This window comes from Pseudolabrys sp. (assembly GCF_035943735.1).
In the GTDB taxonomy this organism is placed as follows: Bacteria; Pseudomonadota; Alphaproteobacteria; order Rhizobiales; family Xanthobacteraceae; genus Pseudolabrys.
In genome coordinates this window covers 1-14,648 of the sequence record NZ_DASZBV010000019.1, presented here as the reverse complement: position 1 = coordinate 14,648, position 14,648 = coordinate 1, and the positions used below count along the sequence as shown (strand labels likewise).

Sequence of the window (14,648 nt, the reverse complement as noted above, 5' to 3'; positions counted from 1 at the left end):
GCGACACGCCCATGTTCCTCGACTTTACCAAGGCGCACTGGCTCACGATCTTTCTTCAAAGGCGCGCGTGAAGTCCCATCGCGAGCAGTACGACGCCTCCGAGAATCATGTTGATCCCCACAAGCAGCCCCATGGTCCAGGCGGACGTGCCCGGAAGATTGAAAATAATGATGCTCGCCAGGACGATATCGACAGCGCCGCTCGCAACCATCCAGGCCCAGCGTCCGGAAAACTCGCGCCGGTGCTCCATCGCGAACATGATGGACGCTCCGCCTTCGACCAGGAAAAACAGGACCAATATCGGCCGCAACGGGCCGGCTGCCTCGAATGGCCATCCGAGCAGCCCGCCGTACAATTCGTGCGCCTCGTTTACGATCAGGATAACGCCGACGAGAATTGCAAGTAACGCCGACGCCAGAGACCACCAGAATCCCGGTGCCTGCCGCGCCCAGAAGGTCGTCGCCAACCCTATGGCTCCGCTGCCGAGAAAGATCCACCCGAGGGCAACGGTCAGGTATGAGGGGGCGATCGAGGGAACGATAATCGCCACGAGCCCCAGCGCGACAAGAGCCACGCCCTCGACCACGAAGACGACCCAGTGGTCACCGATCGACTTTGCGGCGGACGCGGAAATCCGATCGCTTGCCGAAGAGCTGTTCGTCGTCATGTGAGCTCAGCTCTCCGGCCGACCGCGCTTTGCCTGGTTCGACGTCGCTGTCCGCTCACGGACACGGATGGCGGTAGCCGTCATAACCAACATAGGTGCCGCTGCCCGGGTCATAGGACCTGAACCGCCGCATGCAGTAGCCCACCGCGTCACCGCCGCCGTAGTAACCCGGGCCATAGTACGGGCCAGGGGCGTAATCGTAATAGCGGGGGCCTGCGAGCATGCCGCCCAGGATCATGCCGCCGATGAGCCCTGCCGCCACACCGGCGCCGCCACCTCCGCCACCGCGGTAATGTCCGTGGCCGCCTCTATGGCGATATTGCACAGTCTGGATATTGGCCGCGGCAGAACGATCAGCGGCGACGGATTTGCTGATCGGCATCGCCGATGCGACGTTCGCGACCGGCGCAATGCTCATTGCGAGCAACGCCGTGGCGATAGTAAAAGACCGAATTGTCATGGCATTTCTCCTGTCCCATGCGGTCCGCTGTCTTCAGCGGGCATTTGGCGCAATGGGTTGGATCGATGAGCTATGCCATGCGACCAATCGAGCGATGTTGATGCAGATCAAGCGGTGTGAGGTCTTTATGCTGACCGCGGCAAGCGGAGCGCGTCGAAGCCGCGCGCAAACGCGCTGACGCCGGCGTTCGCCACCCTCTCCCCGCAATGCGGGGAGAGGGAAGAAACGCCCTCAGCTCCCCTTCATCCCGTCCGCTTCGGGGAAGAAGTAATCCTTCCACGACGTAGCCTTCACCTTGATGCGGCCGACGCTCGCCATGAAGTCGGCGTACTTCATCGTGTTCTCCGGCACCATGGTCCAGTGCACCTGCGCGCCGGAGACGATCGCCGTCGCCTTGTCGAGCGGCAGCTTCGATTTCGAGTCCTCGATCCAGTATCCGGCCGCCTTGCGCTTGTCCTTGTTGACGATGTCGGTCGCCTCCTTCAGCGCCGCGACGAAGGCCCGATACATCTTCGGATTGCCGTCGCGGAATTTCTTCGACGTCCAGATGGCGGTGAAGGTGTGCGGCCCGCCCATCGCGTCGTACGAGTTGAGGACGGTGTGCACGTCCTTGTCTTCGAGCTGCATGAACTGGAACGGCGGCACGCTGAACGCCGCGGTGATCTGCGCGCCGCCCTTCAGGAGCGCCACGGTGGCGTCCGGCGGCGTCATCGACACGGTGAGCGGGTCGAGCTTCTCGAAGTTCTTGTCGCCCCACTGCTTCGCCGCCGCCATCTCCAGCGTCATCGCCTGCACCGAGGTGCGCACGGCGGGAACGGCGATGCGGTCCGAGTCCTTGAAGTCGGCGATGGTCTTGATCGCCGGGTTCTTCGCGTTGAGCAGGAACGGCTGCGACGACAGCGCCGAGATGCCGCGCACCTCCTGCGGCGTGCCCTTGGTGCGTGCCCACAGCGTCAAAAGCCCAGGCACGCCGCCGGAGCCGATGTCGACATTGCCGGAGATCAGCGCCTCGTTGACCGCGGTCGGGCCGTTGAATTTGAACCACGACACTTTGGCGTCGGGAATTCCGAGCGCCTTGGCGTGCTTCTCGATCAGCTTCTCGTGCTGCATCACGTTGAGCTGCAGGTAGCCCATCGAGAACTGCTGCGCGAGGCGGATCTCGTTGTCGGCGGCCAGCGCCGGCGTGAGCAGGGCGGCAGCCAGCGCCGCGCCGAGCACGGCGCGCAAAATCGTCTTGCTACGCATGTGTTTTCCTCCCGGGAAAATCGCGCTTTTTATGCTTTTGGGACGCGGCCCAACGCTATCGCCCGCTCTATCCCTTGGCAACTCCGCCGTACCAGTCGAGCATTTCCTCGCCGTTCCAGTGCAGCACGCCGGCATGGCGGTTCACGTAGTCGTAGATCTGCTCCAGATACTTGATCCGGTGCGGCTGGCCGCTGATGTACGGATGGATCGCCAGCGCGCAGAACTTGGCGCGCGTCTCGCTCTCGGCGTAGAGCCGGTCGAACTGGTCGATGGTGCGCTTCAACAGGTAATCGCTCTGGTGATGCTGGACCAGCATCATCGGAATGTCGTTGAGCTCCATCGTGTAGGGCAGGGTGACCAGCGGCCCGTTGGCGGTGCGGATCGTGGTCGGCTCGTCGTCGTAGACCCAGTCGCCGATGTATTTGATGCCGGCGGCGGCGAGCAGGTCCGGCGTCTCCATCGTCTGCGTCAGGCCCGGTCCGAGCCAGCCGACCGGCTTCTTGCCGGCGAACTTGGTGATGATGCCCATGGTGCGGGCGATCATGCCGGCCTGGTCTTCTTCTTTGTGGATCGGCCCCTGCTCGTAGGCGTGGCCCATGAACTCCCAGCCGTTTGTGCGGGCTTCCTCGGCGACGCGCGGATAGTCCTCGCAGATGCGCGCATTGGCGGCGAGCGTCGGGCGGATGCCGAGCCGCTTGAACAATTCGAAGAAGCGCCAGCAGCCGACGCGCATGCCGTATTCGTGGAAGCCCCAATGCACCACGTCCGGTGTGGTGGCCATGCCGGTCGGCGCCGGCAGCACCTGCCGCGCCATCGGCTTATGGATGTCCCACACCTCGTAATTGACGATGGTCCAGAACACGATGCGTGCCTTGCCCGGCAGCTTCAGCGGCGGGCGGTCGACGATGGCGGAGTAGTCGGCGCGTTCGCGCGGGATCATGGGATTGGGCATCGCAAGAGTCCTTGCACTGTCTTCTTTCCCTCCCCCCGCGAAGCGGTGGGGAGGGTCGGTTTGCAATCGCTTGCGATTGCAAACCGGGGTGGGGGGATACTCAAAAGCGCGGAGCAAGTTCGCCCCCCCCACCCCTGACCCCTCCCCACAACTCGCAACAGCTCGTGGGGGGAGGGGGAAGTGAGAGGCCGGCGTCAGAAAGGAAATTTTGTCACGCGCTCGCCGCCACGCGCAAGCCGACCAGCCGCTCCAGCGTCGCCGTGTCGCGCGCGAGCTCCGTCGACGGTGCGCGGTGCGCCACCGCGCCGCGCTCGAGCACGACGGCGTCGCGCGTCAGTTCCAGCGCCACGTCGGTCTGCTGCTCGACCAGCACGATGGCGATCTTGCGGTCGGACAGCAGCAACGTCATCGCCTTGATCAGCTCCTCGACGATCACCGGCGCCAGCCCCTCGAACGGCTCGTCCAGCAGGAGGAGTGACGGATTGGTCATCAGCGCGCGGGCGATTGCCAGCATCTGCTGCTCGCCCCCCGAGAGCTGGTTGCCCATGTTGCGGCGGCGCTCGGACAGGCGCGGGAACATCGTGTAGATGCCCGCAAGCGTCCAGGCGCCGGACCGCGCCGCGACCGTCAGGTTCTCCTCGACCGAGAGCGAAGGGAAGATCTCGCGCTCCTGCGCCACCCAGCCGATGCCGGCGAGCGCGCGCTTGTTCGGCGCCAGCCGCGACACGTCCTGGCCGCGCCAGACGATGCGGCCGGCACGCATCTGCGTGTAGCCCATGATGGTCAGCAGCAGCGTCGATTTGCCGACGCCGTTGCGGCCGAGCACGGCGACGCTGCCATGCTCGGGGATCTCCAGCGACACGCCGTGCAGCACTGTGGCGCTGCCGTAGCCCGCGGTCACCCCCTCCAATCTGAGCAGCGGCTCAGCCATGCTTGCGCGTCCCGAGATAGACTTCGCGCACGGCTGGGTCGGCGGCGATCTCCTTCGGCGACCCTTGCGTGAACACCGCGCCGGCGACCAGCACGATGATATGCGTGGCGAAGCGGAAGACGATGTGCATGTCGTGCTCGATGAACAGCACGCTGAGCTCGTCGGACAGGCCGGCGACCACCTCGAAGATGTCGCCCGATTCCTCCGGCGGCACGCCGGCGGCCGGCTCGTCGAGCAGCAGCACGCGCGGCCTGGTCGCCAGCGCCAGCGCGATCTCCAAAAGCCGCTGGCGGCCGTAGGGCAGTTCGCGCGTGATCTGGTAGCAGACGTCGGCGAGCTTGAGCTTGCGCAGGATCTCGTAGGCCTCGTCGATCGCCGCGCCGTTCGCGGCGAGCGGCTGCCAGAAGCGGCGGGCGATGCCTTCGCGCTCGCAGACGGCCAAAGTCACCGCCTCGAGCGGGTTCAATCCGGCGAACAAGGTGTTGATCTGGAAGGTGCGCGCCAGGCCGCGCTTCACGCGCGCCTGCGGCTCGAGATCGGTGACGTCCTCGCCGCCGAGAAAGATCTGCCCGGAGTCCGGCGCCAGCATGCCGGTGACGAGATTGATGAGCGTCGTCTTGCCGGCGCCGTTCGGGCCGATCAGCGCGTAGCGCGCGCCGGCCGGGAGATCGAGCGTGATGTCGCGCGATACCGCCAGCGAGCCGAAGCTCTTCGACAGCGCGCGCATCGCCAACGCAGCCGCGCTCATCGCTTCCTCCAGCGCGACCACAACACCGACAGGCCGCCGAGGATGCCGTTGGGCAGGACCATCACCACCGTGATCAGCAACACGCCGATCCAGAAATACCAGTACTGCGGCGCCATGCCGGAAAGCTGGTCGCGCGCGATCATGAAGATGATCGAGCCGATTAGCCCGCCGTAGAGCCGCCCGGCGCCGCCGAGCACCAGCATCACCAGCACGTCGGCGGAACGCTGGAAGCCGATCGACTCGAGCGCCACCGTCTGCGTCGTCTGCGCGATCAGCGCGCCGGCGATGCCGGCCATGCCGGCGGCGATCGTGTAGACGGTGCGGATGTGAGCGCGGCTCTCCGCGCCGATCGCCGGCATGCGCACGAAATTCTCGCGGATGCCGCGCAGCGCCAGCCCGAACGGCGAATGCACCAGCCGCCGCGCCGCGAGGAACATCACGAACAGCACCGCCAGCGAATAGGCGTAGGCGGTCTTGCCGTAGAGATCGAAATTGAACACGCCGAAGATCGGCGCAATCGCCATGCCCTGCAGCCCGTCGGAGCCGCCGGTCAGCCAGTGCGCGCGGTTCGCCGCCTCGGCGAGCAGCAGGCCGAGGCCGAGGGTGATCATGATCAGCGTCAGATGGCGGAAGCGCGCGACGATGAAACTGGAGGCCCAGCCGGTGAGCGCGGCGAGCGCCGCGGCGACGACCAGGCCGGAGAACACGTCGCCCCAGACGTATTTCGAGAAGATGCCGGCGGTGTAGGCGCCGACGCCGAAGAAGGCGGCGTGGCCAAGCGAGACGACGCCGGCATAGCCGAGGATCAGGTCGAGCGACAACGCGAACAGCGCGGCGGCGGCGATCTGGCTCGCCAGCGACAGGTAGTCGGGGAAGAGAACGTAAGGCAGCAAAGTCGCCAGCCAGAACGCGATCTCCAGCGGATGCCAGCGGCCCTGGCGCTCGAGATATTGCTGCGGGGTCACGGACGCGGTGGAGCTCATCGCGCTCACCGCTTCCCGAACAGGCCGGCGGGGCGCCACATCAACACCAGCACCATGACCAGGTAGATCATAAAGGCGCCGAGCTCGGGCGCGTAATACTTGCCGGCGATATCGGACACGCCGATGAGACAGGCGGCGGCGAACGAGCCGGCGATGGAGCCCAGCCCGCCGACCGAGACGATGATCAGCACGTAGACGAGATAGGTGAACGAGAAATTCGGATCGAGGCCGACGATGTTGATGGCCAGCGCGCCGCCGAGGCCGGCGAGTCCCGAGCCGAGCGCGAAGGTCATGGCGAAGGTGCGATCGACGTCGATGCCCAGCCCGCGCGCCATGCGCTGGTTGTCGACCGCCGCGCGCACCTGCGCGCCGAAGCGCGTGTATTCGAGCCCGGCGATGAGCAGCATCGTCACGATGAGCGCGATGGCGATGAGGAACAGCCGGTATTTGCCGAGGTCGAGACCGAGCACGTGCTCGGCGCCCTGCAGGAAATGCGGCGTCTCGATCGGCTGCTGCAGCGTGCCGTAGATGTAGGCGGCGACCGCCACCGAGATGAAGGCGATGCCGATGGTCAGCAGCACCTGGTCGAGGTCGGTCGCGCGGTAAAGCCGGCGATAGAGCAGCCGCTCGAACACCACGCTCGCCGCTGCGGCGGCGAGGAAGGCCGCCGGCAGCGTCGCCAGAAACGGCCAGTGATAGTCGTTGACCAAGGTGACGGTGACGTAGCCGCCGAGCATGGCGAAGGCGCAGTGCGCGAGGTTGACGAAGTTCATCAGCCCGAGCGTCACCGACAGGCCGACCGACAAAACGAACAGCAGCATCCCGTAGGCCAGGCCGTCGAACAGGACTCCGAAGACGGGAGGCAGCATGATGCGGTCGAAGTCGCCTTGATCGTTGCTGAAGTTCTGCGATTGCCACGTGCAGGGCAGGCTCCCTCTCCCCGTTGGGGAGAGGGCTGGGGTGAGGGGGCTACTGAATCTCAGTCGCCATAACCCCTCACACGTCCGCGCTTCGCGCGGCCGACCTCTCCCAATGGGAGAGGTGAGGCGCGGCTCGCGCCGCGCCTGCGCCTACTTATGCGTCGGGTCCTTGACGTCCTTGACGGTGTCGAACACGACGTTGACCAGCTTGCCGTTCACCTTCTCGACCCTGCGGATGTAGACGTTCTGCACGATGTCGCGCGTCTTCGGGTCGATCGAGATCGGGCCGCGCGGGCTTTCCCACTTCATGCCCTTGGCGGCGGCCAGCAGCGAGTCGCCGTCGGTCTTGCCCTTGGTCTTTTTCAGCGCCTCGTAGATGAGGTGCATGCCGTCATAGGCGCCGACCGCGAAGAAGTCCGGGTTGCGCTTGAAGTCGGCATTGAACGCCTTGACGAAGGCCTGGTTGGTCTTCGACGGCAGGTTGTAGTCGTAGTGCCAGACGGAGATGCGGCCGAGCCCGAGATCGCCGAGCGCCTTGAGCGCGGTCTCGTCCACCGCCTCGCCGGTCGAAATGATCTTGATCTTCTTCGGATCGATGCCGCGTTCGGCGAACGCCTTGCCGAGTGCCGCCGGCTGCGCGCCGCCCGGGATGAAGATGAAGATCGCTTCCGGGTTCAGGTCCTTGGCGCGCTGCACGAAGGCCGAGAAGTCGGGATTGGCGACCGGCATGCGCACCGAGCCGACGACTTGGCCGCCGGCAGCCTTGAACGCTTTCTGGAAGCCGGCTTCGGCGTCGAGGCCGGGACCATAGTCGGAGACCATGGTGTAGACCTTTTTGACGCCGCCCTTGGTGGCGGCCCAGGTGCCGGCGGTCTCGGAGATCTGCGCCAGCGTCACCGACGTGCGCACGATGTAGGGCGACTTCTCGGTGACGATCGAGGTCGCGGCGTTCATGTCGACCAGCAGCTTCTTCGCCTCGGTGGCGATGCCGGCCGCACCGAGCGCCTCGGGCGTCAGCGTGAAGCCGGCCAGGATGTCGACCTTGTCGCGCACCACCAGTTCCTGCGCGAGCCGCTTGGCGACGTCCGGGTTCGGGCCGCCGGTGTCCTTGCGGATGATCTCGATCTTCTTGCCGGCGACGGTGTCGCCGTGCTGCTTCATGTACAGCTTGATGCCGTTGTCGATCTGTGCCGCGGTGTCGGCGAACTGGCCCGAATAGGCGGCGATGACGCCGATCTTGATCGTGCCCTGCGCGCTGGCCGCAGTGGAAAGCCCGGCGGCCGCCAGCATGGCGAGGCCGCCCAACAGAATGCGCTTCATGATTGTCCCTCCCGGTAAAATGCAGTTTCTTCAAAGTTGGGGACAGAATGCATGATGGCAGGCGCAAAGAAAAGCGCCGCGGCGTCATTCCGCAGTGCGGCAAGACCGGTATGGTTGCCGGGTGGGCAGAGAATGGTTGGGAGGCCCACCTTCCTCACCTCTCCCATAGGGAGAGGTCGACCGCGCCATAAGCGCGTTTAGGCGCGTCTTCGACGCGCTATGGCCGCGGGCGGGTGAGGGGTTACAAACTCATTGAGTCCTGAACCCCCTCACCCCAGCCCTCTCCCCGGTCGAAGTCGGATGTTTCCGACTTCGACCGCTTGATAGTGCCGAACTCGGGCAAACCCGAGTTCGGGCGGGGAGAGGGGGCGCGCACGCTGGCGGCGGCGCCTTGCGCTCACGCCAGCGACAAGGTCGCCTTCTCGTACTGGCCGGCGCCCATCGTGCCCTGCGGGAAGATGCCGCGGGAGGCGATCCACTCGAAGGACTCCTCGTAGACGTCCTTGGTGTAGGGCTCGAACACCAGCCGCTCGCCGGGACCCCAGCGGCGGGTATCCATCCTGGCGTGGAAGCGGTCGGGGAATTCGTTCTTGTAGTAGTGCGTATAGAGTTCGGGGCGCAGGTCGAGGTCGCGCTGGGCCCGCCGCAGCGCGCGGAAGAACTTGCGCAGGTCTTCCGGATCGGGATCGCCGTGGATCATGGTGCCGATCATGAAGGTGCAGTCGATCACCTTGCGGTAGCCGAGCTGCTCGGCGAAGTAATACGGCCCGCCGAACAGGTGCACCGCCGGCGCGCTGCCCTCGAACAGCTTCTCCATGCGCGCGAACAGCATGCCGTCGGCATAGACGAGGTTGATCTCCTCCGGCTTGAGGTACTGCTCCAGCGCCTGCACCGTCGAATAGTGGCTGCCCGACTGGTAGCCGACCGACACCGGCACGCCGGCCAGTTGCGACGGCTCCTTGATGGGCGAGTCGGGCGCGACGAAGACGCCGGCCGGCGCCACCGAATAGACGTCGGTCATCATCTTGCCGTGGCCGTTCGAGGCGGCGACGTTGACCGTCCAGTGGCAGGCGCAGGAGACGTTCGACTTGCGGCCTTCCTCGAACGACTGATAGGCGCCGACCTTGTCGCCCTTGTCGTGGATCTTGCCGCCGGTCGAGCGCATCAGCTCGCGGAATTCGTACTCCAGGCCTTCCTGGCGGAAGTAGTCCTTTTCCTCGGCGATCCATTCCTGCAGGCGGAAGTGCGGTTCGATCAGAAATTTGGCCATGGTGTTTTCTCCCTTTCGTTTCAGCGTGCTTGTTGTTGCGATTTGAGTCTCGAGCTCTGCCGCGATCTCGCTTCACCTCTCCCATAGGGAGAGGTCGGCGCGCCGAGTTTGCGGCACTTCAACAGCATGAACCTCCCTCTTCGGGGGCTTCATGCGAATGCCCGCCCTCGGCGACGCGCCGGGCGCGGATCATCTTGACGTGCTCGTCCATCAAAGTGCGCGCCGCGGCGGCGTCGCGCAGCTCGATGAGGTCGGCGAGCCTGGTGTGAATCTCGAGGATGTGCCGCGCCAGGCGCGGCGTGGCGGTGACGTTGCGGCGTGGCCACGACACGTGTTCGAGCGAGATGAGCTGCACGACGAGGACGCGGTTGTGCGAGGCCTCGGCGACGGCGAGATGGAAATCGCGCGACAGCCGCGTGAAGGCGTCGAGGTCGTCGATGACGTTCTCCGCATGCTTCAGCAGCAGCCGCAGCCGGGCGACGTCCTCCGCCGTGGCGTTCTCGGCGGCGAGTTCGGCGGCGAGCGTCTCGATCGCGCGCTGCGCGTCCATGATCTCGGCGACGCCGACGCCGGTGAGGTCGAGCTGCACCGCGAGCGCCTCGGCGAACAGGCGCGGATTGCCGTGGGCGATGCGCGCGCCGCCGCCCTTGCCCATGCGGATCTCGACGATGCCGAGCGCTTCCAAAGTGCGCAGTGCGTCGCGCGCGACGATGCGGCTGGTGCCGAACTGCGCGGCGAGGTCTTTCTCGGTGCCGAGGAAATCGCCGGGTTTGAGCTGCTTTCCGAACAGCGCGTCGCGGACGTGGTTGACGATCTGCACCGACAGCGAGGACGAGCGGCCGGCAAACATGATGCGCGCGGTCAACGCGCCGCTCATCGTCACCGGGGGCCTCGAGATCGCGCGCGGCATGGCCGTGGTCCTCGTGAGGCCCAAAGTATGAGCCGGACTCTATCGATAGTAAAGATACTATCTTTAACGGAATTATCCCTTTGACATAGGTAGCCGCTAGTGCTAGGTTTTGGCCATCGAAAGGGCCAAGGCCATGACTATCAACCTAACCGATCCCGTTTTCACCGATGAAGCCAAGGCCCGCGAGCACCTTGAGGAAATCCGCTGGCCGGATGGGCCGGTGTGCCCGCACTGCGGCTCGGTCGATAAGGTCTATCGCCTCAATGGCACCAAGCACCGACCCGGCCTGATTCACTGCAACAACTGCGACGGCTCTTTCACGGTCACGACCGGCTCAGTCATGGAAAGCAGCCACGTCCCGCTGAACAAGTGGGTGCTGGCCTTCCGGCTGATGGCGTCGAGCAAAAAGGGCATGTCGGCGCACCAGCTGCATCGGACCATCGTCGTGACTTACAAGACGGCTTGGTTCATGGCCCATCGCATCCGTGAGGCTATGCGGGACGCGGCCCCGACCACCATGGGCGGTGAAGGCCGCATCATCGAAAGCGATGAGACTTATTGGGGTCCGAAGGACAAAGACACCGGACCGATGAAGGGCCGTCGCAAGGGCAAGCCGGGCCACGGCGGCAAAAGCAAAATTGTCAGCCTTGTCGAGCGCGATGGCCGCTCCCGCTCGTTCAAGGTGGACGACATCAAGACCGCCACCCTGCACGGCATCCTGCGAGACAACGTTTCAACGAAAAGCCGCCTGATGACCGACGAAGGCATGGCGCACAATTTCGCGTTCGTCAGCCACGAAAAGGTGCATCACGGCTCAGGTGAGTATGCGCGCGGCGACGTGACGACCAATACGGTTGAAGGCTTCTTTGGGGTCTTTAAGAGGGGCATGCGCGGAACGTACCAGCACTGCGGCGAGCAGCATCTACAGCGTTATTTGGACGAGTTCGATTTCCGCTACTCCAACCGCGCCAAGCTTGGCGTGAACGATACGGAGCGTGCGGCGCTTGCGATCAAGGGTGCAGCCGGCAAGCGTCTCACGTACCGCCAACCTCGTTCAGCGGAATAGGCACGCCAGAGCCATCCGCAACCTGCGGAGGCTGATTAGCATACTTGATTCAATGTTTTGAATTGAGGTGATCCCCCTTGCTTCCGAGCAAGGGGGATCGATTACGCGGCCAATTCAAGCGCGCGGTAATGCGTGGGGTCGTGGCCGTCGATAAGGATTTGCTGAGGTGCGGCAGTGGGCACACAACGGCCACTCAATCCTTCAACACTATCGGTACCGTTGCTCAGGTTGAGCCGTTCCACCGCCAACAATCGTATGATTGCGTCGGCGTTCGGTTCAATTGGGATCTCGCCACGCTCCCATCGACCGATACTCTGCGTATCGTGATGCACAACCTTCGCCAGTTCGGCCTGGGTCATGCCCATCTCGGTCCGCAAGAAGCGTAGTTCCTTGCCGCTGATGCCGGCCTTATGCGCCACAATCGCCTCAGCAATTGTGTGGTGCAGGCCAGCGATATTGTGAATCGTGACCACTTCATCTCCATCATCATCCTGACACGGAATGCCTTCGACCATCACGTTGTCGAGGCCGCATTCCTTGTAGTGATAGGCGGGCATGGTGGGTTTCCTTCTTACTTTAAACTCTGTACGCAACTATCCGCCGTGAAGAGGCTCATCGGCCCACATGACTGTCACCAGTTTGACTCCCTTCTTTTTCCAATCCGGGATCACTACCACCCGCACTTCTCTGTTTTTTGAGTTCGGGGTGCGACACTGCATCTGATATTTCCAGTACGGCTTCCGGGTCGATTCTTCAGGCTGCTCGTACACAAACCCATTGCGAAGCAAATACGTCACATCACCTATGATGAGGCCGCGCTCAGCGATTTGATCGAGCGCATGCTTTTTGTACGAAAAGTAGAACTCACCAGCTGCGATGCTCCGAATCCGCTCGGTCGCCTGAGCGGGCGTCCATGGTTCCAAGATTTCCGGGAGGGCGAGCATTGCCCTCATGACCTATCATGGTGATAGGTCATGTCAAATCAATGAAGGGTTCAGGGTAAAGGTCCGAAAAAAACGTGTTTTTTATGTCACACTTTCGTGACTACGGTCGCCGGGGCCTTATCGGCCCCTTTGCTGGGGTCTTTTGGCGGGCACCTGATTTGCCGACCATTTCCCTTTGCGCCTTATATGGCGTCGTCAGCGCCCGCCGCAGCGCCTCCGTGGCGCGCCGCTCGGCTTCCTCGTCGCTCAGCTCGACATTCTGCTTTTTGCGCGGCACGGGTGATTCCTAAGCCATTGAATTTGCGACGAAAACGACTCTAGAAATCTCGACTATTGCAATCTTTTCAAAGGCTTAGTATGTAGTGAGGTGTAGTGCGCCGCCGGTTTCCCGACGACGCACCACGGTCATGCAATCATGGTGGTGGTTGCATGGTTCACCTCCAGTCCCAGCGGCCTTCCGTGCCTGCCGCCGGGTAGTTGCTCCCTCGGGTGAGAGAGTTGCTGGGATAATCCCAGCGTGCCGGACTCTCCGGCTGCCCTCTGCAACGGTGGACACGGTCCGATGCAGACGGGATAGCGGCGGCCCCGTCAGGCCGCCGTTTTCTTTTGCGGTGGCGGCTGGTTTTTCCACCACCACGCTCTACCGCCATTCCAAGGAATACTCCGAAAGCGTTCGTCCTTGCTGAGCGAGGACTGCACTACGATCCGTGCTTTCTTCGGGTCGCCGGTAATTGTCCGCCGCTTGCCGATGTAGTCCATAAGGTCAACGGTGGTTATTGGCTGGCCCGTCTCAGTCAGGGCGTTAGCCGCCAGCGTCATGTACGGGATAGGCGCATCGCCGAACAGTTCAGGCTGGATGCGCTTCCGCTCTATCTTCGGCGCGACTTGAACCGGCGCCGCTACCGGCGCAGTGCCGATCCGCCGCAAGAGCATGCGGTCGACGCGGCGGAAGGTGCGCCATTCAGGCATTGCTGAGAGTTTATGATCGAGCATGCTCGCCATCTCATCATGGATGGCCAGCAGGTCGTCGTCGTCATTGTGCGTAATGGTGACCATGGGAATCGGGCCTTGGGTTACCATCCGGAGGTACTGGATTCCAGCTTGCATGGCAAGTGAAAAATGGGTCGATGCATGATGCATTAACCCATACACCCATGATGGTAGATGCAAGACAGGGAGATGGTGAAGCCTAGGGGAAGGGGTTGCCTATGCGAAAGGGATAATCTCGTATCTTTAAAGCGCATCCGTACCGGTCAACTGTTTTTCGTAGCCCGGAGGGCGGATTAGCGCAGCGCCCCTCACGCCGCCGCTTTCGGCTTCGCCTCGAGCTGCACGCCGAGCGCCGTCAGCACGCGCATGATGGTGTCGAATTCGGGCTTGGTTTCGCCGTTCAGCGATCGATACAAATTCTCGCGCGAGACGCCGGCCTCCTTGGCGATCTCGGTCATTCCGCGCGCCCGCGCCGCATTGCCGATGGCATGGGCGATGAAGGCGCTGTCGCCGCTTTCGAAAGCCTCGCTGAGATAGGCAGCGAGCGCCTCGGGCGAGTCGAGATATTTGGCAGAATCGAATTCACGCGCCATGTCAGCGCTCCCTTGTCGCAAGTTGTTTGGCCGTGCGGATGTCGGCGTCCTGCGTGGACTTGTCGCCGCCGATCAACAGCGTGCATACCGCGCCGCGCTCGATGAAGTACACGCGGTAGCCTGGGCCATAGTGGATCCGCATTTCACTCACGCCTTCGCCAACCGGCGCCACATCGCCCGGATTGCCGAGCGCCATGCGGTCGATGCGGGCGGCGATCCGGCCTCGTGCCCGCGCATCGACGAGGGAGCGAAGCCACGCCGCAAACTCGTCGGTCTGACGAACCTCCAGCATGTCAGCAACAACGTAGCGTATACGCTACAGTTTCGCAAGCCAGCAAAAATTCTTGCGTGTAGGACTATTGACTCGCTGCGGACTATATGTCTATCGTGCGTCGTCCTGCTCGCCAGGGGCACCGTCATGGGGCGCTGTGAGGGTGGAGCAGCGGTGGGACGGGAGGCCGGAGATGCGGCCTTTCGCGCTCATCGGGTCGAGGCGGGGAAACCCGCATCGGTCGATGCGGCGCCCGCGGGCAGGCTGACGCACAGCCTGCGCTCGGGAGGCCCTGGCCAGCCGTCCGCCGGCATTACGACCGGCTGCCCGCCGCTCTACGGAGCAAGGGCTGTACGCGGCGGCGACGAAGGAGCGGCG

17 protein-coding genes are annotated in these 14,648 nt (G+C 63.8%); 1 reads left to right on the top strand and 16 read right to left on the bottom strand.

The window, feature by feature from the left end:
- Positions 1-55: 55 nt before the first annotated feature.
- From VGV41_RS12955 to VGV41_RS12905, 11 genes are all read right to left on the bottom strand, one after another.
- Positions 56-667: an HdeD family acid-resistance protein gene (locus VGV41_RS12955; RefSeq protein WP_326864252.1), complete on the bottom strand. Its 612-nt coding sequence runs from the start codon at positions 665-667 to the stop codon at positions 56-58.
- A 55-nt stretch (positions 668-722) separates the two neighbouring features.
- Entirely contained in the window at positions 723-1,127 is a 405-nt protein-coding gene (locus VGV41_RS12950) for a BA14K family protein (protein ID WP_326864251.1), read from the bottom strand.
- A gap of 231 nt (positions 1,128-1,358) precedes the next feature.
- Positions 1,359-2,372: an ABC transporter substrate-binding protein gene (locus tag VGV41_RS12945; RefSeq protein ID WP_326864250.1), complete on the bottom strand. Its 1,014-nt coding sequence runs from the start codon at positions 2,370-2,372 to the stop codon at positions 1,359-1,361.
- Positions 2,373-2,439: 67 nt separating this feature from the next.
- Positions 2,440-3,324, bottom strand: a complete 885-nt coding sequence (locus VGV41_RS12940; protein WP_326864249.1) for a polysaccharide deacetylase family protein — start codon at positions 3,322-3,324, stop codon at positions 2,440-2,442.
- A gap of 211 nt (positions 3,325-3,535) precedes the next feature.
- Positions 3,536-4,255, bottom strand: a complete 720-nt coding sequence (locus tag VGV41_RS12935; RefSeq protein ID WP_326864248.1) for an ABC transporter ATP-binding protein — start codon at positions 4,253-4,255, stop codon at positions 3,536-3,538.
- Positions 4,248-5,003: an ABC transporter ATP-binding protein gene (locus tag VGV41_RS12930; RefSeq protein WP_326864247.1), complete on the bottom strand. Its 756-nt coding sequence runs from the start codon at positions 5,001-5,003 to the stop codon at positions 4,248-4,250. The genes VGV41_RS12935 and VGV41_RS12930 overlap by 8 nt, the downstream gene beginning before the upstream one ends.
- Positions 5,000-5,986, bottom strand: a complete 987-nt coding sequence (locus tag VGV41_RS12925) for a branched-chain amino acid ABC transporter permease (protein WP_326864246.1) — start codon at positions 5,984-5,986, stop codon at positions 5,000-5,002. The genes VGV41_RS12930 and VGV41_RS12925 overlap by 4 nt, the downstream gene beginning before the upstream one ends.
- A 5-nt stretch (positions 5,987-5,991) precedes the next feature.
- A complete protein-coding gene (locus VGV41_RS12920) occupies positions 5,992-6,855 on the bottom strand; it encodes a branched-chain amino acid ABC transporter permease (protein WP_326864245.1) in 864 nt (287 codons plus the stop codon).
- Positions 6,856-7,056: 201 nt separating this feature from the next.
- Positions 7,057-8,226, bottom strand: coding sequence for an ABC transporter substrate-binding protein (locus tag VGV41_RS12915; protein WP_326864244.1), 1,170 nt, complete (start codon positions 8,224-8,226; stop codon positions 7,057-7,059).
- 397 nt (positions 8,227-8,623) lie between these two features.
- Entirely contained in the window at positions 8,624-9,496 is an 873-nt protein-coding gene (locus VGV41_RS12910) for a hypothetical protein (RefSeq protein ID WP_326864243.1), read from the bottom strand.
- A 118-nt stretch (positions 9,497-9,614) separates the two neighbouring features.
- A complete protein-coding gene (locus VGV41_RS12905; RefSeq protein WP_326864242.1) occupies positions 9,615-10,406 on the bottom strand; it encodes a FadR/GntR family transcriptional regulator in 792 nt (263 codons plus the stop codon).
- A gap of 133 nt (positions 10,407-10,539) precedes the next feature.
- On the opposite strand from VGV41_RS12905, the gene VGV41_RS12900 reads away from it, so the two are divergent.
- On the top strand, positions 10,540-11,472 hold the full coding sequence (locus tag VGV41_RS12900) for an IS1595 family transposase (protein ID WP_326864241.1): 933 nt from the start codon (positions 10,540-10,542) through the stop codon (positions 11,470-11,472).
- A 101-nt stretch (positions 11,473-11,573) separates the two neighbouring features.
- Here VGV41_RS12900 and VGV41_RS12895 read toward each other — a convergent pair whose 3' ends face one another.
- From VGV41_RS12895 to VGV41_RS12875, 5 genes are all read right to left on the bottom strand, one after another.
- Positions 11,574-12,029 carry a helix-turn-helix transcriptional regulator gene (locus VGV41_RS12895; RefSeq protein ID WP_326864240.1) on the bottom strand — a complete coding sequence of 152 codons (456 nt, stop codon included), beginning with the start codon at positions 12,027-12,029 and terminating at the stop codon, positions 11,574-11,576.
- A gap of 36 nt (positions 12,030-12,065) precedes the next feature.
- Positions 12,066-12,416 (bottom strand): DUF4258 domain-containing protein, encoded by a 351-nt coding sequence (locus VGV41_RS12890; protein ID WP_326864239.1) that lies wholly within the window; start codon positions 12,414-12,416, stop codon positions 12,066-12,068.
- A gap of 588 nt (positions 12,417-13,004) precedes the next feature.
- Positions 13,005-13,556, bottom strand: a complete 552-nt coding sequence (locus VGV41_RS12885) for a hypothetical protein (RefSeq protein WP_326864238.1) — start codon at positions 13,554-13,556, stop codon at positions 13,005-13,007.
- A gap of 158 nt (positions 13,557-13,714) precedes the next feature.
- Positions 13,715-13,999, bottom strand: a complete 285-nt coding sequence (locus VGV41_RS12880; RefSeq protein ID WP_326864237.1) for an addiction module antidote protein — start codon at positions 13,997-13,999, stop codon at positions 13,715-13,717.
- Position 14,000: 1 nt separating this feature from the next.
- Positions 14,001-14,291, bottom strand: coding sequence for a type II toxin-antitoxin system RelE/ParE family toxin (locus tag VGV41_RS12875; protein WP_326864236.1), 291 nt, complete (start codon positions 14,289-14,291; stop codon positions 14,001-14,003).
- Between the last annotated feature and the right edge of the window lie 357 nt (positions 14,292-14,648).